Annotated in this window: 24 protein-coding genes; 10 read left to right on the top strand and 14 right to left on the bottom strand. The window is 70.2% G+C overall.

The window, feature by feature from the left end; translation table 11 throughout:
* The first annotated feature begins 26 nt into the window (after positions 1 to 26).
* The 5 genes from RIF93_RS01650 (at position 27) to RIF93_RS01630 (ending at position 5,189) form a co-directional block, all read left to right on the top strand.
* On the top strand, positions 27 to 830 hold the full coding sequence (locus RIF93_RS01650; RefSeq protein WP_309087793.1) for an FkbM family methyltransferase: 804 nt from the start codon (positions 27 to 29) through the stop codon (positions 828 to 830).
* Between the two features lie 67 nt (positions 831 to 897).
* Complete coding sequence (locus tag RIF93_RS01645) at positions 898 to 1,047, top strand: hypothetical protein (RefSeq protein ID WP_309087791.1); 150 nt, start codon at positions 898 to 900, stop codon at positions 1,045 to 1,047.
* Positions 1,048 to 1,214: 167 nt separating this feature from the next.
* The gene (locus RIF93_RS01640) at positions 1,215 to 2,369 is read left to right on the top strand and encodes an acyl-CoA dehydrogenase family protein (protein WP_309087837.1); all 1,155 of its coding nucleotides are present in this window, start codon (positions 1,215 to 1,217) and stop codon (positions 2,367 to 2,369) included.
* Complete coding sequence (locus RIF93_RS01635) at positions 2,370 to 4,163, top strand: PAS domain S-box protein (RefSeq protein WP_309087789.1); 1,794 nt, start codon at positions 2,370 to 2,372, stop codon at positions 4,161 to 4,163.
* Between the two features lie 123 nt (positions 4,164 to 4,286).
* On the top strand, positions 4,287 to 5,189 hold the full coding sequence (locus tag RIF93_RS01630; RefSeq protein ID WP_309087787.1) for an alpha/beta hydrolase: 903 nt from the start codon (positions 4,287 to 4,289) through the stop codon (positions 5,187 to 5,189).
* Here the strand turns inward: RIF93_RS01630 and chrA are convergent.
* Positions 5,186 to 6,388 (bottom strand): chromate efflux transporter, encoded by a 1,203-nt coding sequence (gene chrA / locus RIF93_RS01625; RefSeq protein ID WP_309087785.1) that lies wholly within the window; start codon positions 6,386 to 6,388, stop codon positions 5,186 to 5,188. The two genes, RIF93_RS01630 and chrA, sit on opposite strands and share 4 nt — an antisense overlap.
* Positions 6,389 to 6,511: 123 nt before the next feature.
* Between chrA and RIF93_RS01620 the strand changes: the two genes are divergently transcribed.
* Positions 6,512 to 7,597, top strand: a complete 1,086-nt coding sequence (locus tag RIF93_RS01620; RefSeq protein WP_309087784.1) for a Zn-dependent alcohol dehydrogenase — start codon at positions 6,512 to 6,514, stop codon at positions 7,595 to 7,597.
* On the opposite strand, the gene RIF93_RS01615 is transcribed toward RIF93_RS01620, so the two are convergent.
* The 5 genes from RIF93_RS01615 to ctrA all read right to left on the bottom strand — a co-directional run bounded on the left by RIF93_RS01615 (position 7,594) and on the right by ctrA (position 13,526).
* Positions 7,594 to 8,388 (bottom strand): hypothetical protein, encoded by a 795-nt coding sequence (locus RIF93_RS01615; protein WP_309087782.1) that lies wholly within the window; start codon positions 8,386 to 8,388, stop codon positions 7,594 to 7,596. The two genes, RIF93_RS01620 and RIF93_RS01615, sit on opposite strands and share 4 nt — an antisense overlap.
* 66 nt (positions 8,389 to 8,454) lie before the next feature.
* A complete protein-coding gene (locus RIF93_RS01610; RefSeq protein ID WP_309087780.1) occupies positions 8,455 to 9,777 on the bottom strand; it encodes a peptidoglycan DD-metalloendopeptidase family protein in 1,323 nt (440 codons plus the stop codon).
* A 179-nt stretch (positions 9,778 to 9,956) separates the two neighbouring features.
* Positions 9,957 to 10,307, bottom strand: coding sequence for an arsenate reductase (glutaredoxin) (arsC, locus tag RIF93_RS01605; protein WP_309087778.1), 351 nt, complete (start codon positions 10,305 to 10,307; stop codon positions 9,957 to 9,959).
* 25 nt (positions 10,308 to 10,332) lie between these two features.
* A complete protein-coding gene (locus tag RIF93_RS01600; RefSeq protein WP_309087777.1) occupies positions 10,333 to 12,720 on the bottom strand; it encodes a M20/M25/M40 family metallo-hydrolase in 2,388 nt (795 codons plus the stop codon).
* 110 nt (positions 12,721 to 12,830) lie between these two features.
* Positions 12,831 to 13,526, bottom strand: coding sequence for a response regulator transcription factor CtrA (ctrA, locus tag RIF93_RS01595; RefSeq protein WP_257837480.1), 696 nt, complete (start codon positions 13,524 to 13,526; stop codon positions 12,831 to 12,833).
* A gap of 283 nt (positions 13,527 to 13,809) precedes the next feature.
* Here ctrA and RIF93_RS01590 point away from each other — a divergent pair, with 283 nt between their 5' ends.
* The 4 genes from RIF93_RS01590 to RIF93_RS01575 all read left to right on the top strand — a co-directional run bounded on the left by RIF93_RS01590 (position 13,810) and on the right by RIF93_RS01575 (position 17,136).
* Positions 13,810 to 14,139 (top strand): hypothetical protein, encoded by a 330-nt coding sequence (locus tag RIF93_RS01590; RefSeq protein WP_309087774.1) that lies wholly within the window; start codon positions 13,810 to 13,812, stop codon positions 14,137 to 14,139.
* Between the two features lie 62 nt (positions 14,140 to 14,201).
* Positions 14,202 to 15,302, top strand: a complete 1,101-nt coding sequence (locus tag RIF93_RS01585; protein ID WP_309087772.1) for an SDR family oxidoreductase — start codon at positions 14,202 to 14,204, stop codon at positions 15,300 to 15,302.
* A 77-nt stretch (positions 15,303 to 15,379) separates the two neighbouring features.
* Positions 15,380 to 16,732 (top strand): flagellar protein export ATPase FliI, encoded by a 1,353-nt coding sequence (fliI, locus tag RIF93_RS01580; RefSeq protein ID WP_309087770.1) that lies wholly within the window; start codon positions 15,380 to 15,382, stop codon positions 16,730 to 16,732.
* Positions 16,729 to 17,136 (top strand): flagellar export protein FliJ, encoded by a 408-nt coding sequence (locus tag RIF93_RS01575; RefSeq protein WP_309087768.1) that lies wholly within the window; start codon positions 16,729 to 16,731, stop codon positions 17,134 to 17,136. Before fliI ends, RIF93_RS01575 begins: the two co-directional genes overlap by 4 nt.
* Here the strand turns inward: RIF93_RS01575 and RIF93_RS01570 are convergent.
* From RIF93_RS01570 to RIF93_RS01535, 8 genes are all read right to left on the bottom strand, one after another.
* Positions 17,133 to 18,335, bottom strand: coding sequence for a calcium-binding protein (locus RIF93_RS01570; RefSeq protein ID WP_309087767.1), 1,203 nt, complete (start codon positions 18,333 to 18,335; stop codon positions 17,133 to 17,135). The genes RIF93_RS01575 and RIF93_RS01570 overlap by 4 nt on opposite strands.
* Before the next feature lie 201 nt (positions 18,336 to 18,536).
* The gene (locus tag RIF93_RS01565; RefSeq protein ID WP_309087765.1) at positions 18,537 to 19,658 is read right to left on the bottom strand and encodes an NAD-dependent epimerase/dehydratase family protein; all 1,122 of its coding nucleotides are present in this window, start codon (positions 19,656 to 19,658) and stop codon (positions 18,537 to 18,539) included.
* Between the two features lies 1 nt (position 19,659).
* A complete protein-coding gene (locus RIF93_RS01560) occupies positions 19,660 to 20,025 on the bottom strand; it encodes a DUF4282 domain-containing protein (protein ID WP_309087763.1) in 366 nt (121 codons plus the stop codon).
* Between the two features lie 104 nt (positions 20,026 to 20,129).
* Positions 20,130 to 22,223, bottom strand: coding sequence for a flagellar biosynthesis protein FlhA (gene flhA, locus RIF93_RS01555; RefSeq protein WP_375163814.1), 2,094 nt, complete (start codon positions 22,221 to 22,223; stop codon positions 20,130 to 20,132).
* A gap of 41 nt (positions 22,224 to 22,264) precedes the next feature.
* Positions 22,265 to 23,632, bottom strand: coding sequence for a sigma-54 dependent transcriptional regulator (locus tag RIF93_RS01550; RefSeq protein ID WP_309087761.1), 1,368 nt, complete (start codon positions 23,630 to 23,632; stop codon positions 22,265 to 22,267).
* 29 nt (positions 23,633 to 23,661) lie between these two features.
* Positions 23,662 to 23,997 carry a flagellar motor switch protein FliN gene (gene fliN, locus RIF93_RS01545; RefSeq protein WP_309087759.1) on the bottom strand — a complete coding sequence of 112 codons (336 nt, stop codon included), beginning with the start codon at positions 23,995 to 23,997 and terminating at the stop codon, positions 23,662 to 23,664.
* Between the two features lie 17 nt (positions 23,998 to 24,014).
* Positions 24,015 to 24,662 carry a flagellar assembly protein FliH gene (locus tag RIF93_RS01540; protein WP_309087757.1) on the bottom strand — a complete coding sequence of 216 codons (648 nt, stop codon included), beginning with the start codon at positions 24,660 to 24,662 and terminating at the stop codon, positions 24,015 to 24,017.
* On the bottom strand, positions 24,662 to 25,263 hold a 602-nt coding region (locus RIF93_RS01535; RefSeq protein WP_309087755.1), incomplete at its 5' end, for a flagellar motor switch protein FliG. The genes RIF93_RS01535 and RIF93_RS01540, both read right to left, overlap by 1 nt.

Genomic DNA, 25,263 nt, shown 5'->3' with positions numbered 1-25,263 from the left:
GTCGGGGGACCGCCCTAGGAGTTGGGATGCCATCGTTCCGCGTGCTGGGTCACGCCTTTCGGGCCTGGCGGCGCAACCTGCGCTGGGCCAAGCACGAGCCCGAGACGCCTTACCTGGCCGACCTCCTGTCCGGCTCGCCGGTGTGCCTGCACGTGGGCGCGAGCGACGGACGGCACTCGTACGTCATGACCCAGGTGGCGCCGAAGGCCCGGATCTACGCCTTCGAGCCGTCGGCCTTCGCCTATGAGGTGCTGAAGGTCACCACCGCCTGGCACGGCATCCGCCGCCAGGTGACGCCGATCCACGCCGCGGTGGCGGACAAGCCGGGCGAGCTGCTGCTAGTCACGCCGAAGAAGACCTCGGGCCGGATGGGCCGCGCCTATGCCTATGTCGCCGAGAGCGCGCCCGAGGGCGCAGCGCGGCCCGACCTGCAGGACCAGGGCTCCGAGTGCCAGCTGACGCCGGTGGTCACCCTGGACGGCTTCTGCGCCGAGCATGGCGTCGCCCACGTGGACTTCATCCGCATGGATATTGAGGGGGCCGAGCTGAAGGCGTTGTGCGGGGCCGTGACCATCCTCGACCGGGACCGCCCGCACGTGCTGATCGAAATCCACCCGCCGATGCTGGCGGCCCGCTTCGGCGGTTCGGGCGAAGAGGTGCTGGAGGTGTTCAGGAGCCGCGGCTACCGCATGTTCGCGCTGAACGGCGACCGGCTGGAGGAGCGTTCGGATCTCGTGCCGGACATGCCTTGGAAGGACTATTTCTTCATCCATCCCAGCCGCGCCGCCCGCCTGCCGGACGGCGTGTTCAAGGCGCGGATGGGGGCGTGAGGGGAGCTGCCGACGAGCTGGACGGCATCTAGCCGTCGACGGCCTTTGCGCCGTCTGTTTGGGATCGATGCAGATGGCGCTGCGGCTGGACCGTAGAGGCGGCGTCCGGTTCACGCCGCTGCCGTCGCCGTTTGGGCGCGCCATCGCCGAACGGCGCCGTCTGGACTTAGAGAACCCGGACGCTTTCCTGTTTCTTTCGATCGCCGCCGAGCACTGAGCACGTCCGATGCGGAGCTGTCGCTGGCCTGCCGGCTTGGATGGCGGCCGAGGGCCAGACGGCGAACGCCGGGGAACCTACGGCCAAGCCTTGTGGTTCTTGCGACGCGCGGCCGCGAGGACTAGACCGGTCCGCCCCGCCGCTCAGGGGCGTCGCGTGTGGGACCCATGACAGCTGCAAACACGGCCGAGCTTGTCCACCGTGCGCAGGGGCTGGCGCGCGGAGTCTTGGCGCAGCATGCCGAGAAGGTGGACGCCGAAGCCTTATGGCCGGCCGAGTCCCTGCGGGCGATTGCGGACGCAGGGCTCCTGGGCCTGCACGTGCCCGAGCGGCTCGGGGGCCATGCGCAAGGGCTCGGCGCCCTGCTCCGGATTACGGAGGAACTCGCCCTCGGCTGCAGCTCGACGGCGATGTGTTACGGAATGCATTGTGTCGCCTCGGCGGTCATCGTCGCACGCGCCACGCCGTACCAGGAACAGCGGTATCTCGCGCCTATCGCGCAGGGCCGTCACTTCACGACGCTGTCGCTCAGCGAGCCAGGCACTGGAGTCCACTTCTACCTCCCGCGGGTCACCTTCCGGGCCACCGGTCGCGGCTTCGTCCTGAAGGGCGAGAAGAGTTTCATCACGAACGGCGGCTACGCAGACTCGTACGTGGTCTCGGCCGTGGCTGATGGCGACGACCTGGATCCCGGCACGTTCAGCTGCCTGCTGGTCGACGCGGAAACCACCGGCCTTGAGTGGGGGCCGCCGTGGAGCGGCTTCGGGATGCGGGGCAACGCCTCGCGCGGTCTGAGGCTCAACCTCTCCAGCGTGCCGAGCGTGAACCTCCTCGGTTCGGAGGGAGACCAGGTCTGGTACGTGTTCGAGGTGATCGCTCCGTACTTCCTTGCCGCCATGACCGGCGTCTATCTCGGCGTGGCGCAGGGCGCTCTTGAACTTGCCACGGCGCACCTCAAGAGCCGGATCCATGACCACACGGGGCAGAGGCTGAGCCATCACGCGGTCCTGGTGGAGCAGATCGCTGACATGTGGCGCAAGATCGAGAGGACCCGCCAACTTGCGCACCATGCTGCCCGCCTCGGAGACGAAGGCGCGCCGAACGCAGGGCCGGCGCTCTTCGCAGCCAAGATCGACGTCGCCGAGACTGCGGTGGAGGTGACCACCGCCGCCATGTCGCTGATGGGCGGCCGGGGATTCCAGCAGGGCGGGACTCTCGCGCGGCTCCTTCGCGACGCTCAGGCGGCCCACGTCATGGCGCCCACGACCCACCTGCTCAAGACATGGCTTGGCCGCTCCGCGCTCGGTGAGCCGCTCCTGTAGATGGCCGCACCCGCCAATATCCTGATGGTGACCGCGGGTGACCCCGCGACCGCCCGACGCCGCATCCCGCATGGTCGCGCCACGGACGTCCTGGGCCTTCAGACCCTGCAGGGCGAGCCGCCGAGCGTGGTGGTGGTCGATGCGGCTGTGGAGCGGCAGTCGGCGGTTGGGCGGGAAGCCGTGCGCCGGTGGCCGGGCGTCAAGATCGTGTTCCTGGCGCCACCGGAAAGGCTGCAACGGCTACAGTCGAGCCTGCCCTTTATGCCGGAGCTCGCAGGGGCGCTTGCGGTGTCCGACGAGCTCACCGACGCCAACCTGCTGGAAGTTGTGAACCAGCTGGCCCAGACGGCCGAACATGATCGGGCGATCAGCGGACTCTACCAGCGGCTCAACAGCGAAGTGGAGAGGTTCGGCGCCGCGAAATCGGTGCTGCACGAGCGACACAGACAGCTCGTCCTGGCCGAGCGATACCTGGCCACGGTGCTGGATCATGCGCCTCAGGCCTTGATCTCCACCGACCTGGAGGGCGTCGTGGTCACCTGCAACCAGGTCGCTGCCGACGTTTTCGGGGCCGCGGCCGGCGACTGCGCAGGCCTGCTGCTCACCGAACAGTTCGCGGAAGCTTCGCGCGCCACCGTTCAGGACGCCATCCGCACGGCGAGCGAAGGGCGGAGCGCGCGTCGGGAAGTGCGCATCGCGCGAGCGGCGGGCGACATGATCGTCGACTTCGGCGTGGCGCCGGTGTTGGGAACCGATGGGCGCGTGGCGGCTCTGTCCATCGCCCTGCTCGACGTCACCGATCGGCGACGGATCGAAGCCGAACTTGCCGAGACCAACCGACGGCTTAACGCAGTGCTTAACAACGCGTCCGTCTCCATCTTCCTGATGGATGAGCGGCAGCACTGCGCCTACATGAACGAGGCGGCCGAAAAGCTCACCGGCTATACCTGGGCCGAGACCCAGGGGCGGCCGCTGCACGACGTGATCCACCACACGCACCCTGACGGGCGCCATTATCCAATCGAGGACTGCCCGATCGACCGCGCGTTCCCGGAAAATCACCAGCAGCAGGGCGAGGACGTCTTCATCCACAAGGACGGCCACTTCTATCACGTGGCCTTCACCGCCAGCCCGATCCGCGACGAGGACTCCCGGACCATCGGGACGATCATCGAAGTGCGCGACATCTCCGAAGAGAAGCGCAACGAGCAGGCTCGAGAGCTGCTGATGCGCGAGGTGGACCACCGGGCGCGCAACGTGCTCACCGTCGCTCAGTCGATGGTGCAGCTGACCCAGGCGCCGGACCTCGATGCCTTTCGAGAGGCGTTGTTGGGCCGCATCAGCGCCCTGGCGCGGGCGCAGTCCTCCCTCTCGAAGACCTCGTGGCAGGGGGCGCGGATCAAGGACGTCGTCTGCGAAGAGCTGGAAACCTTTGGTCGCGAGGGCGCCTACGACGCAAGCGGTCCGGAGATCCTGCTGCCCGCGGAGCAGGTGCAGCCGCTCAGCATGATCGTCCACGAGCTGGCGACGAACGCCGCGAAGTACGGCGCGTTCTCGCATCCTTCGGGGCACATCGCGATCACCTGGTCGCAGGACCCGGCGCAGCACATCCGGCTGGATTGGCGCGAGACCGGCGGCGCAGGGGTGCGGCCGCCGACCCGGGAGGGCTTCGGCTCCCGCCTCATCACCCAACTGGCCAAGCAGCTGAGCGGCGAGGTGGAGTTCGATTGGCGTCCCGAGGGACTGCGCCTCACGCTGCACGCGGACGGGCGGCACGCCAAACCATCGGCCTAGCGGAGCTTTCGCCCGCGCCGCAGAACCACCCCTTGAACCGTGCGTTTGCCCTCCACAGGTGACGTGCAGAGCTGCTTGAGGAGGTCGGACGTGCCGCGCAAACGGCCTAAGGGCGTGTTGGCTATGGGATGGGCTTGCATCGAAGCGGCCGCGACCGGCCGAACCGAGCACGCGCCCACCTCCGCCGACTATCCCGACACGGTCGTGCGGCGCACGAGCTTCACCGCCGGCGGCGGGCACGGCTGGCGCATCTCGGCCCTGGAGACCCCGCGCGAAACCCCGGCGCCGTGGAAGATCGTGGTGATCACCGGCGCGCCCTCGTGGGCCGAATACTGGGCAGAGACGCTGGCCGAGCTGCCGCAGGACCGCGAGATGATCGTGGTGGACCGCCCGGGCTATGCCGGCTCGGAGCCGCTGCATCCGGTAACGGACATCCGCGTCCAGGCCGAGGCGCTGGCGCCGGTGCTGAACGCCGCCCGCGGGCAGAAGGTGCTGCTCGTGGGCCAGAGCTACGGCGCGGCGATCGCGACGATCATGGCCGACCAGAACCCCGGCAAGGTGGCGGGCCTGGTGCTGCTGTCGGGCTTCTTCGGCGAGCCCGGACCCACCGCCAAGTGGCTGCTGGACATGGGCCTGAAGGCGCTGAAGGTCATCCCACGCGACCTGCGCAACGCGGTGATCGAGGTGACCGGGCAGCGGCCGCAACTGCGCCACGCCAAGCGCGCGCTGGCCCGGCTGAACATCCCGATCCACATCATCCACGGCGACAAGGACGACTTCGCGCCCCTGGAAACCGCAGAGCGGCTGGCGGCCGAGACGGTCACGCGCCGACCGATCCGGGTGGTGCGCACGCCGGGCGCCAACCACTTCCTGAACGACGGTCCCGCCGAGCAGCTGATCACGGCGCTGGAGTCGTGCATTCCCGAAAAGACCGCCTGGACCTTCCGCTGGCCGAAGCTGCCGGCGCTGTGGCCGACCAGGTTGCCGAAAACGCAGGCGGCGCCCGCCTCGGCCGTGGCCGCCTAGCCGAGCAGCAGCCCGGTCGCGACGGCGAAGCCGATCACCACGAGCCACGGGGGCAGCCGCGCGACGGTCAGGAAGACGAAGGCCGCCGCCAGCAGCGCCCAGTCGGACGGCCGGCCGATGGTCGTGCCAAGCACCGGATCCCAGAGCGCGGCGGCCAGCAAGCCCACCACGACTGCGCCGACCCCCGCCAGCGCGCCCCGCGCCCAGGCCTCGCGCTTCAGCCGGTCCCAGAACGGCAGCACGCCCACGATCAGGAGCAGGGAGGGCAGGAAGATCGCGAAGAGCGCGATCAGGCCGCCCACGACCCCGCGGGGGCCGAAGGTCTGGGCCGCGCCGACGAAGCCCGCGAAGCTGAACAGCGGTCCCGGCAGCGCCTGGACCACGCCGTAGCCCGCGAGGAAGGTGTCGGCGTCGAGCCAGCCGCGGTCGACGACCTCGCGCTCCAGCAGCGGAAGGACAACGTGGCCGCCGCCGAAGACCAGGGCGCCGGTGCGATAGAAGACCGCGCTGAGGCCCAGGCCCGGGTTCTGCAGCAGCGTGGCCAGCAGTGGCAGGGCCAGCAGCAGGCCGCCGAAGATGGTCAGCGCGATGATGGCGCTGCCGGTGTCCACCGGCGGAAGCGCGTCGGGCTCGTCGGCGGCGGGCGCGTCTCGCAGCAGGGCCAGGCCGAAGAGAGCGCCGGCGACGATGGCGCCCACCTGGGCGACGGGCCCTTGGGCGACGACAAGGCCCGCGGCCGCGCCGATGGCCATGCCGGCGCGCACCGGACCGCGCGCCAGGGTGCGGGCCATCTGCACCAGGGCCTGAAGGACGACGGCGGCGGCGGCGATCTTCAGGCCGTGGATCCAGCCCGAGCCGAAGCGCAGCTCCAGGTCGGGAGCCAGCGCGGCGAAGGCGATCATCGCCGTGGCGGCGGGAAGGGTGAAGCCGGCGAAGGCGGCCAGGGCGCCGGCCAGGCCCGCCTGCCGCAGGCCTATGGCCATGCCGACCTGGCTCGAGGCCGGGCCGGGCAGGAAGTGGCAGAGCGCCAGGAGGTCGGCGTAGGCGGCTTCCGAGATCCAGCCGCGGCGCTCGACGAACTCGCGGCGGAAGTAGGCGAGGTGCGCCACCGGTCCGCCGAACGCGGTCAGGCCCTGCTTCAGGAAGGCCAGAAAAACATCGAGCGGGGTGACGGCCTTCAGCGGCTGGGCGGCGTCCATCGTGCCCCTAGATGGAAGGACGCAGCCGGCCTGTCGACCCGTTTCGCGGAGAAGGCCCTTCCCTAGCGCCGCTGAACGGCGATAAGGCTGTCTGAAACGCCTGTATGAAAAAGGGGAGACGCCATGAAGGCCGCCGTGCTGCGCGAAGTGGGCAAGCCGCTTCAGATCGAGGACGTGCAGATCAGCAAGCCCGGCCCGCACGAGGTGCTGATCCGCACCGCGGCCGCCGGCGTCTGCCACTCGGACCTGCACTTCGTTGAGGGCTCGTACCCGCACCCGCTGCCCGCCGTCTTGGGCCACGAGAGCGCGGGCGTCGTGGAGGCGGTGGGCTCCGAAGTGCGCACGGTGAAGCCGGGCGACCACGTGATCACTTGCCTGTCGGCCTTCTGCGGCCACTGCAACCACTGCCTGACGGGCCACATGAGCCTGTGCGTTTCTCCCGACACCAAGCGGGGCAAGGACGACGAGCCGCGCCTGTCGGCTCCGAACGGGCCGATGATGCAGTACCTGAACCTGTCGTCCTTCGCCGAGCAGATGCTGATCCACGAGCACGCCTGCGTGGCGATCCGGCCCGACATGCCGCTGGACCGCGCCGCCCTGATCGGCTGCTCGGTGATGACCGGCGTCGGCGCGGTGATGCACACCTCGAACGTGCGGCCCGGCGACACGGTCGCGGTCATCGGCTGCGGCGGCGTAGGCCTGTCGGCGATCAACGGCGCGGCGATCGCCGGCGCCGGCCGGATCATCGCCATCGACGTTGTGGCGGGTAAGGAGAACTACGCCCGGGCGTTCGGCGCGACCGACTTCGTCAACGCCTCGGAAGTCGATCCCGTGAAGGCGGTGATCGAGATGACCAAAGGCGGCGTCGAGCACAGCTTCGAAGCCCTGGGCATGGTCAAGACGGCCGAGCAGGCCTTCAACATGCTGGCGCGCGGCGGCACCGCCAACATCATCGGCATGATCCCGGTCGGCCAGTCGATCAGCCTGATGGGCGCGGCCTTCCTGGGCGAGAAGCGCATCCAGGGCTCGCTGATGGGCTCGAACCGGTTCCCGGTCGACATGCCGCGCCTGGTGGACATGTACATGTCCGGCAAGCTGAAGCTGGACGAGATGATCTCGCAGCGGCTGAAGCTGGAGCAGGTGAACGAGGCGTTCGCCGAGATGAAAACGGGCTCGATCGCCCGCTCGGTCATCGTCTTCGACGCCTAGCGGCCCCGCGGACGCATCACCAGCCACGGCGTGGGGATTCCGCGCCATTCCCAGACGGCGAGGAGCTGGTCCAGATGGCCCAGCTCTCTCAGCCAGGGCGGCAGGTCGGCGACCTTGCCCTCGATGTCGATCCGCTGGACGTGGTGCGTGGGCTCGAAGCGCTCCCGCACCGCCAGCAGCTTGCCGGCGCTGTGGGTCTCGACCACGAGGCGCATGCCGGCCAGCGCCGGCGCCAGGTCGGGCCGCAGCAGCTCGGTCTCGGCGCCCTCGACGTCCATGATCACCAGCACGCGCTGGTTCGCGAAGGTCTGGAAATCCTGGGGCCGGAACAGTTCGCGGATCACGATGCGGTCGGCGACGCCGTTGCGCCGGGCCAGCTCGCCGCAGGCCTCCCGGGCGTTCGGGTCGAGATCGTAGGCATAGACCACCACCTCGGGCATCAACCGCGCCAGACCCACGGCGTAGTAGCCCTCGGCGCATCCCACATCGACGATGCAGTCGACGCCTTCCTGCCGGAAGGCCTCGAGATGGGGATGCAGCTCGGCCTCGTAGGTCCCGAGCAGACGGGGCAGCAGCGCGCCCTCGGTGGCCCGGGCGACGTACTCCATGCCCTCGAATGGGCCGCCGATGATGCGGGGGCCGTGATGGACGAGGTAGGTGTTCACCAGCATCTGCTGGCGCCAGAATCCGAGCAGCCGGAGCAGTTCGTTCAGATCTTGCGGGCCCGGATCCTGCCAGGCAGCGACCGTGTCGCGGACGCGCTGGAGCGCCGCAGCCGTGAGCTGGCCCATCGACGTCCTCCCCCATCTCTTTTGGGGAATCAACGCCTTAAGCTTGGCTGTGGTTCCTGGCGAGGATCAGTCGGCGGACGCGAGCTGGCGCGAAGGCTCCTGGCCGCCGTTCGCCAGCAGGCGCTGGATGCGTTCCTTCTGGGCGCGGAACTGGGCGAGCTCGGCGCCCGCAAGCACCGTGCCCTGAGGCACCTTGGCGCCCACCGGGTTGACGCGCCGGCCGCGTTGCCAGACCTCGTAGTGCAGGTGCGGGCCGGTCGAGAGGCCGGTGGAACCCACATAGGCCACCACCTGCCCCTGGCGGACGCGCGCGCCGGGGCGAATCCCCTTGGCGTAGCGCGAAACGTGGGCGTAGCCGGTCTCCCAGCCGCCCGAATGCCGGATCTGCACATAGTTGCCGTAGCCGCCCCAGCGGCTGGCCCGGACGACGACGCCGTCGCCGGCCGCCAGGATCGGTGTGCCGTGGCCGGCTCCGAAGTCGACGCCCTGGTGCGCGCGAGCGTAGCCCAGCACCGGATGCCGCCGCAGTCCGAAGCGCGAGGTCATCCGCGCGCCGTCGATCGGCGTGCGTAGCAGGAAGCCTTTGATGTTCTTGCCGTTCTCGTCGAAGTACTCGACGCCGCCGCCAGGCCGCTCGAAGCGGTAGAACTTCACGCCCTTGAGCTCGGCGTATTCGAGGTCGCCGACCTCGACAGTGCGTCCGCTCTCGGTGACCTTGCGATCGAAGACGAGCTTGAAGTCGTCGCCCGCCTGCATCTCGCGGAAGTCGATCTTGTGGGCGAAGAGCTTGGCGACCTGGCTGACGATCTCGGGCGTGGCGCCCAGCTTGGACGCGCTCTCGTAGAGCGAGCCGCGGATCTCGCCGTCGGCGACGGTGACTTCTTCCTTGATCTCTTCTTCCAGCGCCCGCAGCCGCAGCGCGCCGTCGAAGCTGCGCGACAGGGTGATGGCGGTGGCCGGGCCGGTGCGCATGGACAGCCCGATCAGCCGGGCCGGGCCGCGCTCGGCGCGGGGCCGGGCGATGGCGGCGTCAAAGGCCATCCCGGCCTTGATGTGGACCGTGTCCATGGCCTGGCCCAGCACGGCGACGGCCTGGCGGGCTTCTTCCGGGGCGACGCCGGCGCGCAGGACGGCCTCTTCCAGGGTCTCGCCGCGCAGCACCTTGACGGGCACGTTCTCGGCCCGGCTCCAGCCGGGCTGGGCGGCGGCCTGGGTGAAGGCGGCGTGCTGCAGGGCGGCCACGGCCTCAGGCGCCAGCGGCGGCGCCGACGGCGCGGCCGTGGTGTCGGTGAACTTCCACGCCACGAACAGCGCCATCAAGGCGCCGCCGCCCGCGAGCGCGCGCGGGGCAATCCGGAACGAGAACCGTCGCGGGTCGAATTCTGCCATTACGCCCCCGTACTAGCCGATGCAGGGTTAAGGCATCGGCTACGCAAAGCCAAAAACTGTCAGCGTCCCCCGCGGAGGCCCTCCTGGAGGGCTGCTCCCCAACGCCACCATGGCCGGAAACGCGGCGCGCCGCCACCGGCCGAATTGTCACGCACCCCTTTCGAGATGGGCCTCCAGGTTCAGAGCAGTCCCAGGACCAGCTCGGGCGGCCGGCAGAGCGCGGCCCCCTTTGGCGTCACCACGATAGGGCGATTCACCAGGACGGGCTCGATGATCATGGCCGCGATCAGTGCGTCGTCCGAAGCGGCCGGATCGGTCAGGCCGAGTTCGTCGGCGTTGGTGCCGCGGACCCGCAGGATGTCGTGCGCCGAGACGTCCATCCGCTTCAGGAGGTCCTTGAGCTGATCCTTGGTCCAGCCCTCCTTGAGGTACTCGACGACCTTCGGCTCGACGCCCTTCTCGCGCAGCAGCGCCAGCGTGTTCCGCGACGTGCCGCAGGTCGGGTTGTGGTAGATCGTGACGTCGTTCATGGCCGCTTCGGATAGCCGCCTCCGCTCACCAAGTGAAGCGGCGCGTCCCCGTCACCACCGTGGAATCCGAAAGGTGCAAGGGCATGACCTCGGCCGGTCGCGGAGGCAGGGGCGCGGCGCCGGCGGGCCAGCGCTCGAGCGTCGCGGCGTAGCGGACCTCCAGCACCCCGCCGGGCGGGCCGCGCAAGGCGATCTCCACGCCCGCTGGTTCGGCCTCCCACCAGATGCGGCTCCACTTGCCGGCGTTCAGCGCCCGGCCGACGGGCAGACCGGCGATGCTCTCCACCCGAAGGGCGGCGGAGGGACGAAGCTGCAGGGCAAGCAGGCGCGCGCCCGGCGGCGGGACGACGCGCAGGCTGACGCGGCCGTCGAGACCGGCGGCCAACGTGGCGTGGGCCGGCGCCTCCTGGACCATACGGGCGGGCGCGGCGTCGGAGGGCTCCCGCTCGATCCAGTGCTCGCGCTCGGTGATCTGGCCGCCGTCGGCGCGCAGGACCGCGCGCGCCCAGTCGCCGCCGGTCGAAGGCTGGCTGATGCGCCACGCGCGGCCGGCGTCCTGGTCGACGTGGTAGCGGACGTAGGAGAGCTGCGGGTGGCGGGCGCTCCAGGGCTCGTCGAAGCGAACCCACAGGGTCACCGCCGCGCCAGCCACCAGCAGGGCGGGCCCGATCAGCCGGGCGGGCGGCGCGCCCTCGGCCGGCTGGGCCAGCGGCCAGAGCACGAGGGCGGTCATCAGGAGCGGCAGCGCCTGCAGCGCCATCACGTCGAGGCTGAGGTAGGCGGTGTGGGCATAGCCGCCGGCGAAGCCCAGCGCCACCGCGGCGAGCAGCGTCAGCAGGATGAACGAGGCCACGCCCCGGCGCGTCGCCATGTCGGTCGCCGCCGCGCCCACCGCGCCCAGCAGCAGCGGCCAGGCGAGGACGTAGGCGATGGTGGGCGCGAGCGCCTGCAGCGCGAGGGCGATCACGAGGCCGACCAGCAGCACGCCCGTCCAGACGCCGGGTCGGGCCGCAGGCGCCCAGTAGGCGAAGAGGCCGACGGTTCCGGCCACCGCGCCGGCGACCAGCGAGACGAGGTCGCTGCGGTCAATGAGGTAGGCGACGACGCCCGCGGCCGCGGGCAGGGCCGCCACAAGCCAGCGGCCGCGCGCCGCCGTCGCCGTCGCCAGGATCAGGAAGCCCAGCCCCAGCAGCAGCACCGCTGCCTCCCACCGGCTCGCCTGGGCGAGGAGGTAGCTCTGTTCGAAGTAGCCGGAGCCGGCGCCGGTGACTTTGCGCGCCAGGCCGAGGATGGCGACGGCGCCCAGGACGGCGAACAGCAGGGCCGCGGCGCCGCGGGCCACGTCCATCCACCGCAGCTCGTCGGCGCGCCGCGCCCGCCAGGCGCCCAGCGCGACAAGGCCGGCCGCCAGGGCCAGCAGGACCCAGCCGACGAGCGGCGGATAGCCGACCATCAGGCCGCCAGGGATTTGGCTGTAGACGAGGTCGGGCGCGCGGGCCGGCAGGGTTTCGGACGCGGCCAGGGCGGCGGCGGCGGCCAGCACCTGGTCGCCCATCTCCTGCACCGACCCTTGCTCCAGGTTCTGCGGCGTGGAGGTGGGCGAATGGTAGTCGAACTGCCGGCCGACGAAGGCGAAGTTCAGCCCCTGGAGGCCGGCCTCCTTCGGCACGGTGAAGTCGGTGCCGTTCGGCATCTGCTCGTAGATGAAGGTGGAAAGCGACGAGGCGCTGGGAGCGGGAGCCACCGCGTGGAAGAGCCGGACGCTCTCGCCGTTGCCGCGGCCGGTCTCGAACATCTGCACCCGGCCGCCGTTGCCGCGGGCCTCCATGTTGAGGACGAACCCGACCCGCTTCGCGAGTGGATCCTGGCCGAAGAAGGCGCGGGCGCCATGCAGGCCCACCTCCTCGCCGTCGGTGATCAACAGCATGACGTCCCGCGCCGGCGTCCCGCGGGCCTTGATCGCCCGGGCGATCTCGAGGGCTGCGGCGACGCCGGTGGCGTCGTCGGCCGCGCCGGGCGAGTGCGGCACGCTGTCGTAGTGGGCCATCAGGGCCACCGCAGGGAGGCTGCGGTCGCGACCGGGCAGGACGCCGATGACGTTTTCGACGGTGGCGCCCGAAATCCGCAGCTCGCCGTCGCGCTCGCGGCTGCTGAAGGCGGGCATGCGGCGGACGTGCGCCTCTAGGCCCAGGGCCTGCATGCGGCGCACCAGATAGTCCCGGACCTGGCGGTTCTCAGGCGAGCCCACCGGGTGCGGGCGGGCGGCGATCATGCCGATGTCGACCATGGCCCGGCCGGCGGAGAAGTCCGTCGCCGGCGCGCCGGCGGGCCTGGGGTCGGGGAGGCGCTCCCCATGCCAGGCCAGCAAAGCGCCCACCACAAGCGCCACCACGAGCGCGATCAGCCTGCCCATGAACGTCCCTCCCGACGCACGTTTGCGCGAAGCTAGCCGGCGCCGACGCAAACGAAAACGCCCGCCGGTGAGGGCGGGCGCTCGGTAACTCTCCTCGGAACTCTTACGCCTTAGGCGGCGATGACGCCTTCCTGCGGGTCGCGTAGCACGTACCCGCGGCCCCAAACCGTCTCGATGTGGTGCTTGCCGTCGGCGGCGGCGGCCAGCTTCTTGCGCAGCTTGCAGATGAAGACGTCGATGATCTTCAGCTCGGGCTCGTCCATGCCGCCGTACAGGTGGTTCAGGAACATCTCCTTCGTCAGGGTCGTGCCCTTCCGAAGCGAGAGCAGCTCCAGCATCTGGTATTCCTTGCCGGTCAGGTGGACGCGGATGCCGTTCACTTCGACCGTCTTGGCGTCCAGGTTGACCGTGATGTCGCCGGTCTTGATGACCGACTGCGCATGGCCCTTGGAGCGGCGGACCACGGCGTGGATGCGGGCGACCAGCTCGTCCTTGTGGAAGGGCTTGGTCATGTAGTCGTCGGCGCCGCCCGAGAAGGTCTTCACCTTCGTCTCGATCTCGGCGGTGCCGGAGAGGATCATGATCGGGGTGTTGATCTTACCGACGCGCAGGGTGCGCAGCACGTCCATGCCGCTCATGTCGGGCAGGTTCAGATCGAGCAGGATCAGGTCGTAGTCGTAGATTTTGCCGAGATCGACGCCTTCTTCACCGAGGTCGGTGGTATAGACGTTAAAGCCCTCCGACTTCAGCATCAGCTCGATGCTTTGCGCGGTGGCGCTGTCGTCCTCGATCAACAGTACGCGCATTCGCCTCTCCTAACGACTACCCGCAAACCCCAGCGAACTCTTGGAATCCGCCCCGAACCTCGCCGTTAACTTGCCAGCGAGTTAATTTAAGACTGGTTAATAGGAAGTGGCCCGTCTGACCGAATCGTTAATCTGATTTGAGATTCCGACTCAAGGCCGCGTTCGCGGGCTACGAGTCGCACCCCGGTTGAATCTTTTGTGATTGGACAGCCGGGGCGAAGCGCCCGGCGGGAACGGCCCCGCTGGCTCGTCGGTTCTGGGGGCGGAACCGAGGTAAGGAATGATGCAAGACACGCCCCAGACCACCTTCGAGGAAGGCCGCGCGCCCCTCTGGAGCCGCGAGAACCTGAAGCGGGTGACGGCTGCCGCGCCCCTCGTCCGTTATGTCCCGAAGCACCCCGCCTTCCTGATCGGCGCGCTCGCCGTCGGCGTGGTGGGCACGCTCGCCTGGCGCAACCGCCAGAAGATCGCCGCGCGGGCCCGTCCGCTCCTCGACGACGCCGCTGCGCGCGCTCGCCCGATGCTGGAAGGCGCCGCGGCGAGGGGCGGCGCCCTGCGCGAGCGGTTGCCGTTGGGCCGCAGGAACGCCGCCGACCCGGCCGCAAACATCTAGAGGAACAGGCGCGGCGAGCGGGCTGTTGAGGGCCGAAACCCCCAACATCCGGAGAAAGCGCCATGCGCGTCCGACAGAAGCCGCTCGACCAGCAGGTCATCGTCATCACCGGCGCGAGCTCGGGCATCGGGCTCGCGACCGCCCGCCAGGCCGCCGCGGCCGGGGCCGCCGTGGTGCTGGTCGCCCGCAGCGAGGGGGCGCTGCGCCAGGTCTGCGCCGAGATCGAAGCGGACGGCGGCCAAGCGCTCGCCGTCGTGGCCGACGTGGGCGATCCCGACGACATGGCCCGCGTCACCCGTGAGGCGGTCGCCCGCTTCGGAGGTTTCGACACCTGGGTGAACGATGCCGGGGTGGGCGTCTATGGCGACAGCCTCGAGATCAACCTGGAGGACCACGAGCGGCTGTTTCGCACCAACTACTTCGGCGTCGTCCACGGCTCGCTGGAGGCGGCGCACCATCTCAAGGAGCGGCCGGGCGGCGGGACGATCATCAACATCGGCTCCATCCTGTCGGACATGGCCGCGCCGTTGATGGGGCCGTACGTCGCCTCGAAGCACGCGGTGAAGGGGTTCACCGACACCCTCCGGATCGATCTGCAGCGCCAGGGCGCGCCCGTGCAGGTGACCTTGATCAAGCCCGCCAGCATCGGCACGCCGTTCCCGGACCACGCGCGGAACTACATGGACGAGGCCGCCAGGGTGCCGCCGCCGGTCTATGCGCCCGAGGTGGTCGCGGATGCGATCCTGCATGCGGCCCGCCGCCCGGTCCGCACCATGACCGTCGGAGGCGCCGGGCGGCAGATGGTGCTGACCCATGCCGCCGCGCCGGCCCTGGCCGACCGGTTGTTCGGCGCCGTGATCCCGCCGCTCTCGCGCCGCGAGTCGCCGAAGCCCGCGCGGGACAGCCTGTACGAGGCGTCCGAGGGCGGCGAGGCGCGGATCGACGCCTATGGCAGCCGGCCGTTCTCGCTCTACACCCAGGCCCACAAGCGGCCCGGCGTGGTGGTGGGCGCGGCATTGCTCGGACTGGCCGCGGCGCTGGTCTGGCGCAACCGCGAGCAGATCCGCGAGCGGGCTGGACCTACGATGCGGCGCGGGGTGGAGCGGTTGCCGTGGAGCCGGGCGACCGGCACGCCGGCGGGCCTGGCGAGCACCCTGCACTAGCGGTCGCAGTAGGCAAATTCTTCACCCCCTCTTAACGGCGAAGCACCGACTCTCGGCCGGTTAGCTGAGGGGCGTTTGTGCAGAGCCTTGTCGCCGCCGTGGAGCGGCTCGATCCCCTGACCGTGTCGGGCCGCGTCGCCGCGGTGAACGGCCTGCTGATCGAGGCCCGCGGCGGCCTGACCCGCTTGGCGGTCGGCGCCCGCGCCGAGATCGCCCGACTGGGCCACGAACCGCTGTCGGCCGAGGTGGTGGGCTTCCGCGACACCCGGGCGCTGCTGATGCCGTTCGGCCCGGTCGAGGGCGTCGCGCCCGGCGCGGAAATCCGCATCGAGCCGCAGGGCTCGGCCGTGCGCCCGACCAAGGCCTGGCTGGGCCGCATCGTCGATGCGTTCGGCAATCCCATCGACGGCAAGGGCCCGCTGCCCCAGGGCCTCGCCAGCTATCCGCTGCGCGCGCCGCCGCCCGCCGCGCATGCTCGGGCGCGCGTGGGCGAGCGGCTGGACCTCGGCGTGCGCGCCATGAACGTCTTCACCACCTGCTGCCGCGGCCAGCGCCTGGGCGTGTTCGCAGGCTCGGGCGTCGGCAAATCGGTGCTGCTCTCGATGCTGGCCAAGAACGCCGATTGCGACGCGGTCGTCGTGGGCCTGATCGGCGAACGCGGCCGCGAAGTCCGCGAGTTCATCGAGGAGACTCTGGGCGAGGAGGGTCTCAAGCGCGCCGTCGTCGTGGTCGCCACCTCGGACGAGCCGGCGCTGAAGCGCCGCCAGGCCGCCTTCATGACCATGGCCATCGCCGAGTACCTGCGCGACCAGGACCTGGAAGTCCTGTGCCTGATGGACAGCGTCACCCGCTTCGCCATGGCCCAGCGGGAGATCGGCCTGGCTGCCGGCGAGCCGCCGACCACCAAGGGCTATACGCCCACCGTCTTCACCGAATTGCCCAAGCTGCTGGAGCGGGCGGGGCCGGGACCGATCCGCCCCGACGGCACGCGGGCGGGGCCGATCACCGGCCTCTTCACCGTGCTGGTCGACGGCGACGACCACAACGAGCCGATCGCCGACGCCGTGCGAGGCATCCTGGACGGCCACATCGTCATGGAGCGGGCGATCGCCGAGCGCGGCCGCTTCCCGGCCATCAACGTGCTGAAGTCGATCAGCCGGACCATGCCGGGCTGCCAGCAGCCGCACGAGCGGGAGGTCGTGAAACAGGCCCGCCAGGCCCTGTCGGCCTACGCGAATATGGAAGAGCTGATCCGCATCGGCGCCTACCGCGCCGGCGCCGATCCGCTAATCGACCGGGCGATCGAGCTGAACCCGTCGCTGGAGGCCTTCCTGAGCCAGGATCCGCACGACGCCACCGGCCTGGAGGAGAGCTTCGCGGGCCTGGCCATGATCCTGGGGTCCGTGGGCGGTGAAGGGATGGCGGCGTGAGCAGCTGGTCGAAGTCGCTGATCAAGCTCGCCTCCTATGAGGTCGAGACCTTGCAGAAGCGCCTCTCCGAGGTGGTGGACCGGCGCGTGGCCGCCCAGCAGCGGCTGGCGCGCCTGCTGGCGGAGGGCGACGCCGAGATCGCCAATGCCGCCGCCGACGAGGACGCGGCGATGAGCCTGTCGGCCTATCTGGATGGGCTGCGCCTGCGGAAGACCGCCATCCAGGCCGAGATCGAGACGATCCTGGCCGAAGAGGCCGGCGCCCGGGACGCCCTGGCCGAGGCCTTCGAGGCCCAGAAGAAGTACGAGCAGGTGGCCGAGTCCGCCAGGCTCTTCGAAGTGAAGGAGGCGGGCCGCCGGGAGACGGCCGCCCTGGACGAACTCGGCCTCAGGAAGGCCCGCTAGGAGATCCAGCCTTCCGGCAGCGACGACAGCTGCACGCCCTGCAGCAGCATCTGGCCGTCGTTCAGCTGGACCAGGACGCCCTGGTCGGTCTGGCTGACCCAGTAGGCGCCCAGCGCGTCCACGCGGTCGCCCTCCCAGTAGTTGAAGTCGAGCACCAGATCCTGGTTCGAGCCTTCGAAGACGTGGAAGACGTCGGCGCCCGAGCCGCCCGCGAGCGTGTCGGCGCCGCGGTCGCCTGAGAGGTAGTCGTTCCCCCAGCCGCCCTGGACGCTGTCGTCGCCCTGGCCGCCGCGGACCACGTCGTCGCCGCCGCCGCCGTCAACGAAGTCGACGCCCAGGTTGCCCAGCACCACGTCGCCGCCGTCCTCGCCGAACAGCCGGTCGTCGTCCTGGCCGCCCACGACCCAGTCGTCGCCGGCGCCGCCCACCACGGTGTCGTTGCCGGTGTTGCCGTGCAGGTCGTCGAATTGCCAGCCGCCCTGGAGGCTGTCGGCGCCCGCGCCACCGCGCAGGACGTTCTCACCGCCGCCACCCGTCAGGGTGTCCGCGCCGCCGGCGCCGGTGAGGTGATCGTTGGCGTCGGAGCCGTGGAGCGCCTGTCCCGCCGAGCCCGTGTCGGGTTGGGGCGCGGGGCTGGGGGCCGGAGTCGGAGGCGAGGTCGGGACAGGCCCTGGGCCGCCGCCGCCGCCGCCGCCCGTGAAGGGCGTGTCGTAGCCGGCGAACTTGCCCACGTACTGGGACACCGGCGTGCCGTAGGGATCGCGGGTGTCGATGGCGCCGCCGCTTTCGAGCCAGGACTTCAGATTCCAGACGCCCACCAGGTGCGCGCCTCCCAGGATGCCCGAAGGGGTGACCTGCACGCCGGCGACCCATTGGCCGATGTAGGATTGCAGGTTCAGCTGGGTGGCGTCCTGCCAGACCCGCTGGAACCAGGCGTCCTGGGCGGCGTCTTGCGCCCCCGGGCTGGCCAGGAAGCTGCTCTTGTCCCAGACGCCGAGGTTGCGGGCCTTGTCGGTCCACCCGCCGATGAAGTCCAGGGCGTGGGTGCTGTCTCCGTTGTAGAAGCCGATGGCCTGCAGGGCCTCTTCGCTGAACTGGAAGCGTCCCAGATAACCGACGCTGCTCACGAAGCTGTAGTTGTTGCCGGACTCGTTCTGACCCAGCGCGCGGAGCAAGTCCGCGTACGTACCAGCGCTCATATCGGAAGTCCCTCGTTCGGATGTCCCCAGCCGTCCGCCGCGCACAAGGCTTCACTCCCCTCTGGCAGAGGCGGAACCTTCTGTGCGGTGTCGGGCTTTGGGTGACGCCCCCGTTGCCGTTCCCGCGCTACCGATGACCTGCGTCGGAAGGCGAGAATGCGGCGTGTTTGGGGTTATCCGCGTTCAGCTGAGCCGTAGCGGTCAGCCCCCGGATTCCAGCTTGGCCAGCAGGGCGGACTCCCGCTCGGGCGTAAGGCCTGCCCGCATCTTCCCCTGGCGTTCGGCGGGTAGCGACCGGAACCAGGCCAGGGTGTCGGCGGCTGTGGTCGCCAGCGGACGGTGGGTCAGGCCGGCCTTCAGGGCGGACGAAATGTCGCGCCTGTGGAATCCGACGTTCTCACCTTCGGCCGGTATCCACACGGGCATGTCGCTCCAGGGACGCACGCCTTCGGCGGCCAGGAAGTCGGCGGGCGCCCAGGTGAGCTTGGCGTCGGATCGGACCGCACGTCCGACCTCGTCCAGCATGGTGCGCATGTTCATGAAAGCGGCGGGCCCGCTGGCGTTGAAGGTCCCGGTGCTTCGAGCCTCGCACAGCCGGATCATCCATTCGGCGAGGTCCCGCACGTCGATGAACTGGACGGGGTCCGAGCCGTCGCCGGGCGCCAGGACCTCGCCGCCGCGGGCCAGGCGCACCGGCCAATAGGTGAAGCGGTCGGTCTCGTCGCCGGGACCGCAGATCAGGCCGGGACGGACGATCGTGACGTTCGCGTCGCCGAACTGGCGGCGGGCCTCGGCCTCGCTCGCGGCCTTGAGCGGGCCGTAGAGCCGCCCGCCGCTGGCGCGCAGCGTCTCGGCGGTCTCGGCCAGGGGATCCTTGCCCTCGTAGGCCGCCAGGGCGTCGCTCTCGTCGGCGGCGCGACCGTTGGAGGCGTAGACCGAGATCGTGGAAACGAAGACGTAGTGCTTGACGCGCCCCTTCAGCGCGGCGCCGGCGTCACGAACCCAGAAGGGCAGGGTCGTGGGATTGTCGATGCAGACGTCCCACTCGCGGTCGGCCAGGGACTTCAGGTCGCCCGTGTTGCGGTCGCCGGTCAGCTCCTCGACCTCCGCCGGCCAGTCCTTCGGGTTACGCCCGCGGTTGAAGAGGGTGACCTTGTGACCGCGCGCCAGCGCATAGCGGACCTGGTGCGGACCGACGAAGCCGGTGCCGCCAAGGATCAGGATGCGGAGGGGTTTGCGCGCCTGGCCCAGCGCGCTGGGGGCGAGGCTCAGCGCCGGGGCGGCGACCGCGAGCTGCACCAGCTTGCGGCGGCCCCAGTCCATCTCAGGCGCGGCCCTGGCGGGCGCGCTCGTCCTCCACGTCACGACGCAGGACGGCCAGGTCTTCGCTGATCTTGAAGATGGTCACGTAGAACTCACAGAACGAGCGCCACAGTAGAACGGCGACGGCGACGCCCAGCAGACCCACGGCGAGCACGGCCAGCGCCAACAGGACGCCCAGGATGCTGCCCTCGCGGATCGCAACGCCGACGGTCGCGCCCAGCACGCCGAAGGCCATGACGGCGATGACGCCGAGGCCCGCCCAATAGACCAGGTGGATCACCTGGCTGGTCATCAGCCGCTCGAAGGAGAGCAGGTCCCAGAGGAACTGCGCGCCCGGGCCGTGGGGTCGTTCGAGAGGTCGCCGCATCCGAAACCTGAGAGAGACTGAACAAAGCGTGGGCTTGAGCCGCCCATCCGGTCCGAACGGCTATCAGCCGGCGGGGCCGCCTGCAACGGGCGAGAGGCCGCGGGTCAGATGACGCCCACCGTCTTGAGTCGCGCGCGGGCGTGGATTTCGTTCTGGCTCATGACCGGCGTCTGGCCGCGGAAGCGCTCGACGATGGAGCGGACGTAGGGGCGGATCGCCGGGCTGGTGAGCAGGACGGGCGAGTCGCCGGCGAGCGCCGCGCGTTCGAAGGCCTCGCGCACCCCCCGGATGAACTCCTGCAGTCGCGAGGGCGCGAGCGCCAGCTGCTTCTCCTCGCCCTGGCCGACCAGGGCCTCGGCGAAGGCGTTCTCCCACTCGCCCGACAGCGTGACGATCGGTAGCGCCCCGTCGTCGCCGCGGTAGGCGTAGCAGAGCTGGCGGGCGAGCCGGGCGCGGACCTGCTCGACCAGCAGGGTGATGGAGCTGGTGTGCGGCGCGGCCTCGCCGACGCCCTCCAGGATCGCCGCCAGGTCGCGAATCGAGATCCGCTCGCGCAGCAGGGCCTGCAGCACGCGCTGAATGGTCGTGACGCTGACGACCGACGGGACCAGGTCCTCGACCAACTTCTTCTGCTGACCGGGCAGATCGGCCAGCAGCTTCTGCACCTCGGCGTAGGAGAGCAGCTCGGGCATGTTCTCCTTGAGGATTTCGGTCAGGTGGGTGGTCAGCACCGTGGCGGGGTCGACGATGGTGTAGCCGCGGAAGGTCGCCTCCTCGCGCAGGCCGTCGTCGATCCAGGTGGCCGGCAGGCCGAACGCCGGCTCCTTCACGTGCTCGCCCGGCAACTCCACCTGGCCGCCGCGGGGATCCATGGCCATCAGCTGGCCCAGGCGGACCTCGCCCGAGCCGGCGTCCATCTCCTTGATGCGGATGCAGTAGCCCTGGGAGGGCAGGCGCATGTTGTCGAGGATGCGGACGCTGGGCATCACAAAGCCGAAGTCGGCGGCGAGCGTCTTGCGCAGGGCCTTGATCTGGTCGGTCAGACGGCGGCCTTCCAGGTCGTTGATCAGGCCGAGGAGGCCGTAACCCAGCTCGATCTTGATCTCGTCGATGGCCAGCGTCTGGGCGATCGGCTCCTCCTCGTCGGCGGGCAGGTCGGGAAGGATCTCGATGGGCGGCGGCTCGGCGGCCTTCTGCGAGCGGCGCCAGCCCAGGACACCCGCGCCCACGGAGATCAGGGCGAAGGGGATGATCGGCATGCCGGGGATCAGGGCGATCACGCCCGAGGCCGCCGAGACCATGCCGAGGCTCACCGGGTTCATGGCCAGCTGGGTGACCAGCGCCTTGTCGGCGGCGCCTTCGACGCCGGCCTTCGAGACCAGGAAACCGGCGGCGATCGAGATGATCAGCGCGGGGATCTGACTGACCAGGCCGTCGCCGATGGTCATGATGGTGTAGGTGGAGGCGGCCTGCCCGACCGGGATCTTGTGCTGGATCACGCCGATCAGGATGCCGCCGATCACGTTGATGGCGACGATGATCAGGCCGGCGACGGCGTCGCCGCGGACGAACTTGGAGGCGCCGTCCATGGCCCCGAAGAAGGTGCTTTCCTGCTCCAGCTCCTTGCGGCGCTTCTTGGCCTCCTCGGTGTCGATCAGGCCGGCGGACAGGTCCGCGTCGATGGCCATCTGCTTGCCGGGCAGCGAGTCCAGGGTGAAGCGGGCCGACACTTCCGCGATCCGCCCCGAACCCTTGGTGATGACGACGAAGTTCACCAGCACCAGGATCGCGAAGACGATCACCCCGATGACGAAGCTGCCGCCCATCATCAGCCGGCCGAACGTCTCGATGACGTGACCCGCGCCGTGCGCGCCCTCGTGGCCGTGGCTGAGGATCAGGCGCGTCGAGGCGATGTTGAGGCCCAGCCGGAACAGCGTGGTGACCAGCAGGACGGTGGGGAAGGCGGTGAACTCCAGCGGCTTCTTGATGAGCAGCGAGGTCATCAGGATCAGCACGGAGGAGGTGATCGACAGCGCCAGCAACAGGTCCAGCAGGAAGGCCGGGACCGGCAGGATCAGGAGCACGACGATGCCGACGACGCCCAGCGCCAGGCCGACCTCGCCGCGCGCGATCCAGCCCCACATCTCCTTGGCGGAGGGGGCGGACCCAAGCCTGCCGGAGACGCCGGTGTCGGCCATCAGACGAGCCTCTTACGCACGAACGCTTGACCTTCCGCCGCTCACGCGGCGCTCGCGCCCATCTGGGGGGCGGGCACCGAAACGCCGGCTTCGGAATATTCCTTCAGCTTGTTGCGCAGGGTGCGGATCGAGATGCCCAGGATGTTGGCTGCGTGGGTGCGGTTGCCCAGGCAGTGCTCCAGCGTGTCCAGGATCAGCTGCTGCTCCATTTCGGCCACGGTCTGGCCCACGAACGAGCGCGTCGCGGTCTCCGCGGCCAGGGAGGCGGCCTGGGCGGCGCGAGCGTGCGGATCGGCGGGCGCGAGCGGCTGGCCGTCGGGGAGGCGGATGGCGAGTTCGTCGATCTCGGGCCCGCTCGCCAGCAGCACCGCGCGGTGCATGGCGTTCTCCAGCTCGCGGACGTTGCCCGGCCAGCGGTGGGCGGCCAGGCGGCGCTTGGCCTCGGCCGACAGCGGCTTGTCGGCCATGCCGTTGGCGGCGGCGTACTTCTTCACGAAGAATTCGGCCAGCGCGACCACGTCGCCCGGCCGTTCGCGCAGGGGCGGCAGGCGCAGGTTCACGACGTTCAGGCGGTAGAGCAGGTCCTCGCGGAAGGTCCCGTCCTTCACTGCCTGGACCAGGTCGCGGTTCGACGTGGCCAGGATGCGGATGTCGACCTTGACAGGCTTGGTCCCGCCGACGCGGTCGATCTCCCGCTCCTGCAGGGCGCGCAGCAGCTTGGCCTGAAGCCGGGCGTCCATCTCCGAGATTTCGTCCAGCAGAAGGGTGCCTCCGTTGGCCTCCTCGAACTTGCCGATCCGGCGGGCCACGGCGCCGGTGAAGGCGCCCTTCTCGTGGCCGAAGAGTTCGCTCTCCAGGAGGTTCTCGGGGATGGCCGCGCAGTTGACCGAGATGAACGGCCGGCTCGCGCGGCGGGACTTCTGGTGCACGTAGCGGGCGATGACTTCCTTACCCGAGCCGCTCTCCCCGGTGATGAGGATCGAGGCGTCCGAGCCCGCCACCTGGTCCGCCAGCTTGATGACCTGCTCCATGGCCGGGTCGCGGACGACCATCGGGCGGTTGTCGTCCGAGACGGCGGCCAGCACGGCGGCGATCAGCTCGGCTTCGGGCGGCAGCGGGATGAACTCCTTGGCCCCCGCGCGGATGGCGTCGGCCGCCCGCCTGGGATCGGCGCCCACGCCGCAGGCCACCACCGGCACCCGGATGCGCTCGGCCTCGTTGGCCTGGATCAGCCCCTCGATGTCGAGGTCGTAGTCGACCATCAGGAGGTCGGCGCCCTGGCCGGCGCGCAGGGCGTGCGTCGCCGCGGCGATGCTCTCCACGTGGCTGACCTTGGCGCCCGCGCTCATCGCCATCTTCACGGCGGTGGAGAGCTGTCCGCTCAGTTTTCCGACGACCAGAAGCCGCATGGGGATGTCTCCTTACGCACACCGGACCCTCAGGCCGCGGTGTCACCGTCCTTGATGATTTCCGTCATGGTCACGCCCAGGCGCTCGTCGACGATGACGACCTCGCCACGCGCCACCAGGCGATTGTTCACATAGATGTCGATCGCCTCGCCGACCTTGCGGTCGAGCTCGAGCACGCTGCCCTGGCCCAGCTGCAGCAGCTGGGCGACCGACATGGTCGAGCGGCCGAGGACGGCCGAGATGTTGACCGGCACGTCGAAGACCGGCGCGAGGTCGCCCGCGGTCTTGTCTTCGTCGAGCACCGCCTCGGGCAGGCCGCCCTCCTCGGGTCCGAATTCGTCCAGCTTCAGGTCGTCGTCCGCCATGTCAGCTTCCTGGGGCTCTAGCTTTCGCTGCCGGGGATGAGGGGTTCGGCGTGGAGGCCTTCCGCGGCGAGCGCGGCCTCCAGGGCTTCGGTGACGCGCAGCGCCGCCTCGGCGGGGTCGTAGGTCGCGGCGCCGTCGCCGAAGTCGAGGGTGAAGGCGTGCCGGCCGAAGCCCGGCTCGGGCTTCACGACGATGGCGCCTTCGAAGCCGACGGCGCGGGCGGCGTCGTCCAGGACGCCCTGGACGGCCTCGCACAGCGCGGGCTCCGCGGTGACGACCAGGCGCGGCTGGGCCTCGACCTCCCGGGCCAAGGCGGCGAGGGCGGCCTGCAACGGCGCCTCGGGAAAGCGGTCGAGGGCGGCGTCGGCGATGGCGCGCGCGCAGGCCAGCGCCAGCACCGCCGAGCCGGTGCGGTGCTCGTGGGCCACCTCGGCCAGCTTCGGCAGGGCCTGGGCGCAGGCCTGCTGGATCATCGCCAACGCCTGGGCCTGGTGCGCGGCGATGCTGGCCATGGCCTGGGCCTGGCCGTCGGCGAAGGCCGCCGCGCGGATCTGCTCGACCTCGTCGGCGGTGTAGGTGCGTTTCGGCCGCGGCGCGGCGAAGGCGACGCCGCCGCGGGCGTCGAATTCGGTGTCGAAGGTGAATTTCTCGGGCGCGCCGGACATCAGTAGACGAGCTCGTCGTCGCCGCCGGCGCCGGCCAGCATGATTTCGCCCTTGTTGGCGAGGTCCTTGGCCACCTGGACGATGGCCATCTGCGCCTGGTCGACGTCGCGCAGGCGGACCGGGCCCATGGTCTCCATGTCCTCGCGCATGATCTTGGCGGCGCGTTCGGACATGTTGGAGAAGAACATCTCGCGCAGGCTGTCCGAGGCGCCCTTCAGCGCGAGGGCCAACTGGTCCTTCTCGACCGAGCGCAGCAGCGTCTGGACGCCGCCGGGATCCAGCTTGGACAGGTCCTCGAAGACGAACATCAGCGCGCGGATGCGCTCGGCCGCCTCGCGGTTGCGCTCTTCCAGGGCGGTGATGAAGCGGGCCTCGGTCTGGCGGTCGAAGGCGTTGAAGATGTCAGCCATCATCTCGTGGCTGTCGCGCTTGGACGTGCGCGCGAGGTTCGACATGAACTCGGTCCGCAGGGTCTGCTCGATCTTGTCGAGGATCTCGCGCTGCACCGGCTCCATGCGGAGCATCCGCATGACGCATTCCAGGGCGAAGTCCTCGGGCAGCGCCGCCAGCACCCGGGCGGCGTGCTCGGACTTGATCTTGG

Source organism: Phenylobacterium sp. (genome assembly GCF_031181185.1).
GTDB lineage: Bacteria > Pseudomonadota > Alphaproteobacteria > Caulobacterales > Caulobacteraceae > Phenylobacterium.
The sequence above is the reverse complement of the archived record's forward strand: the minus strand, read 5'-3'. Positions and strand labels throughout refer to the sequence as shown.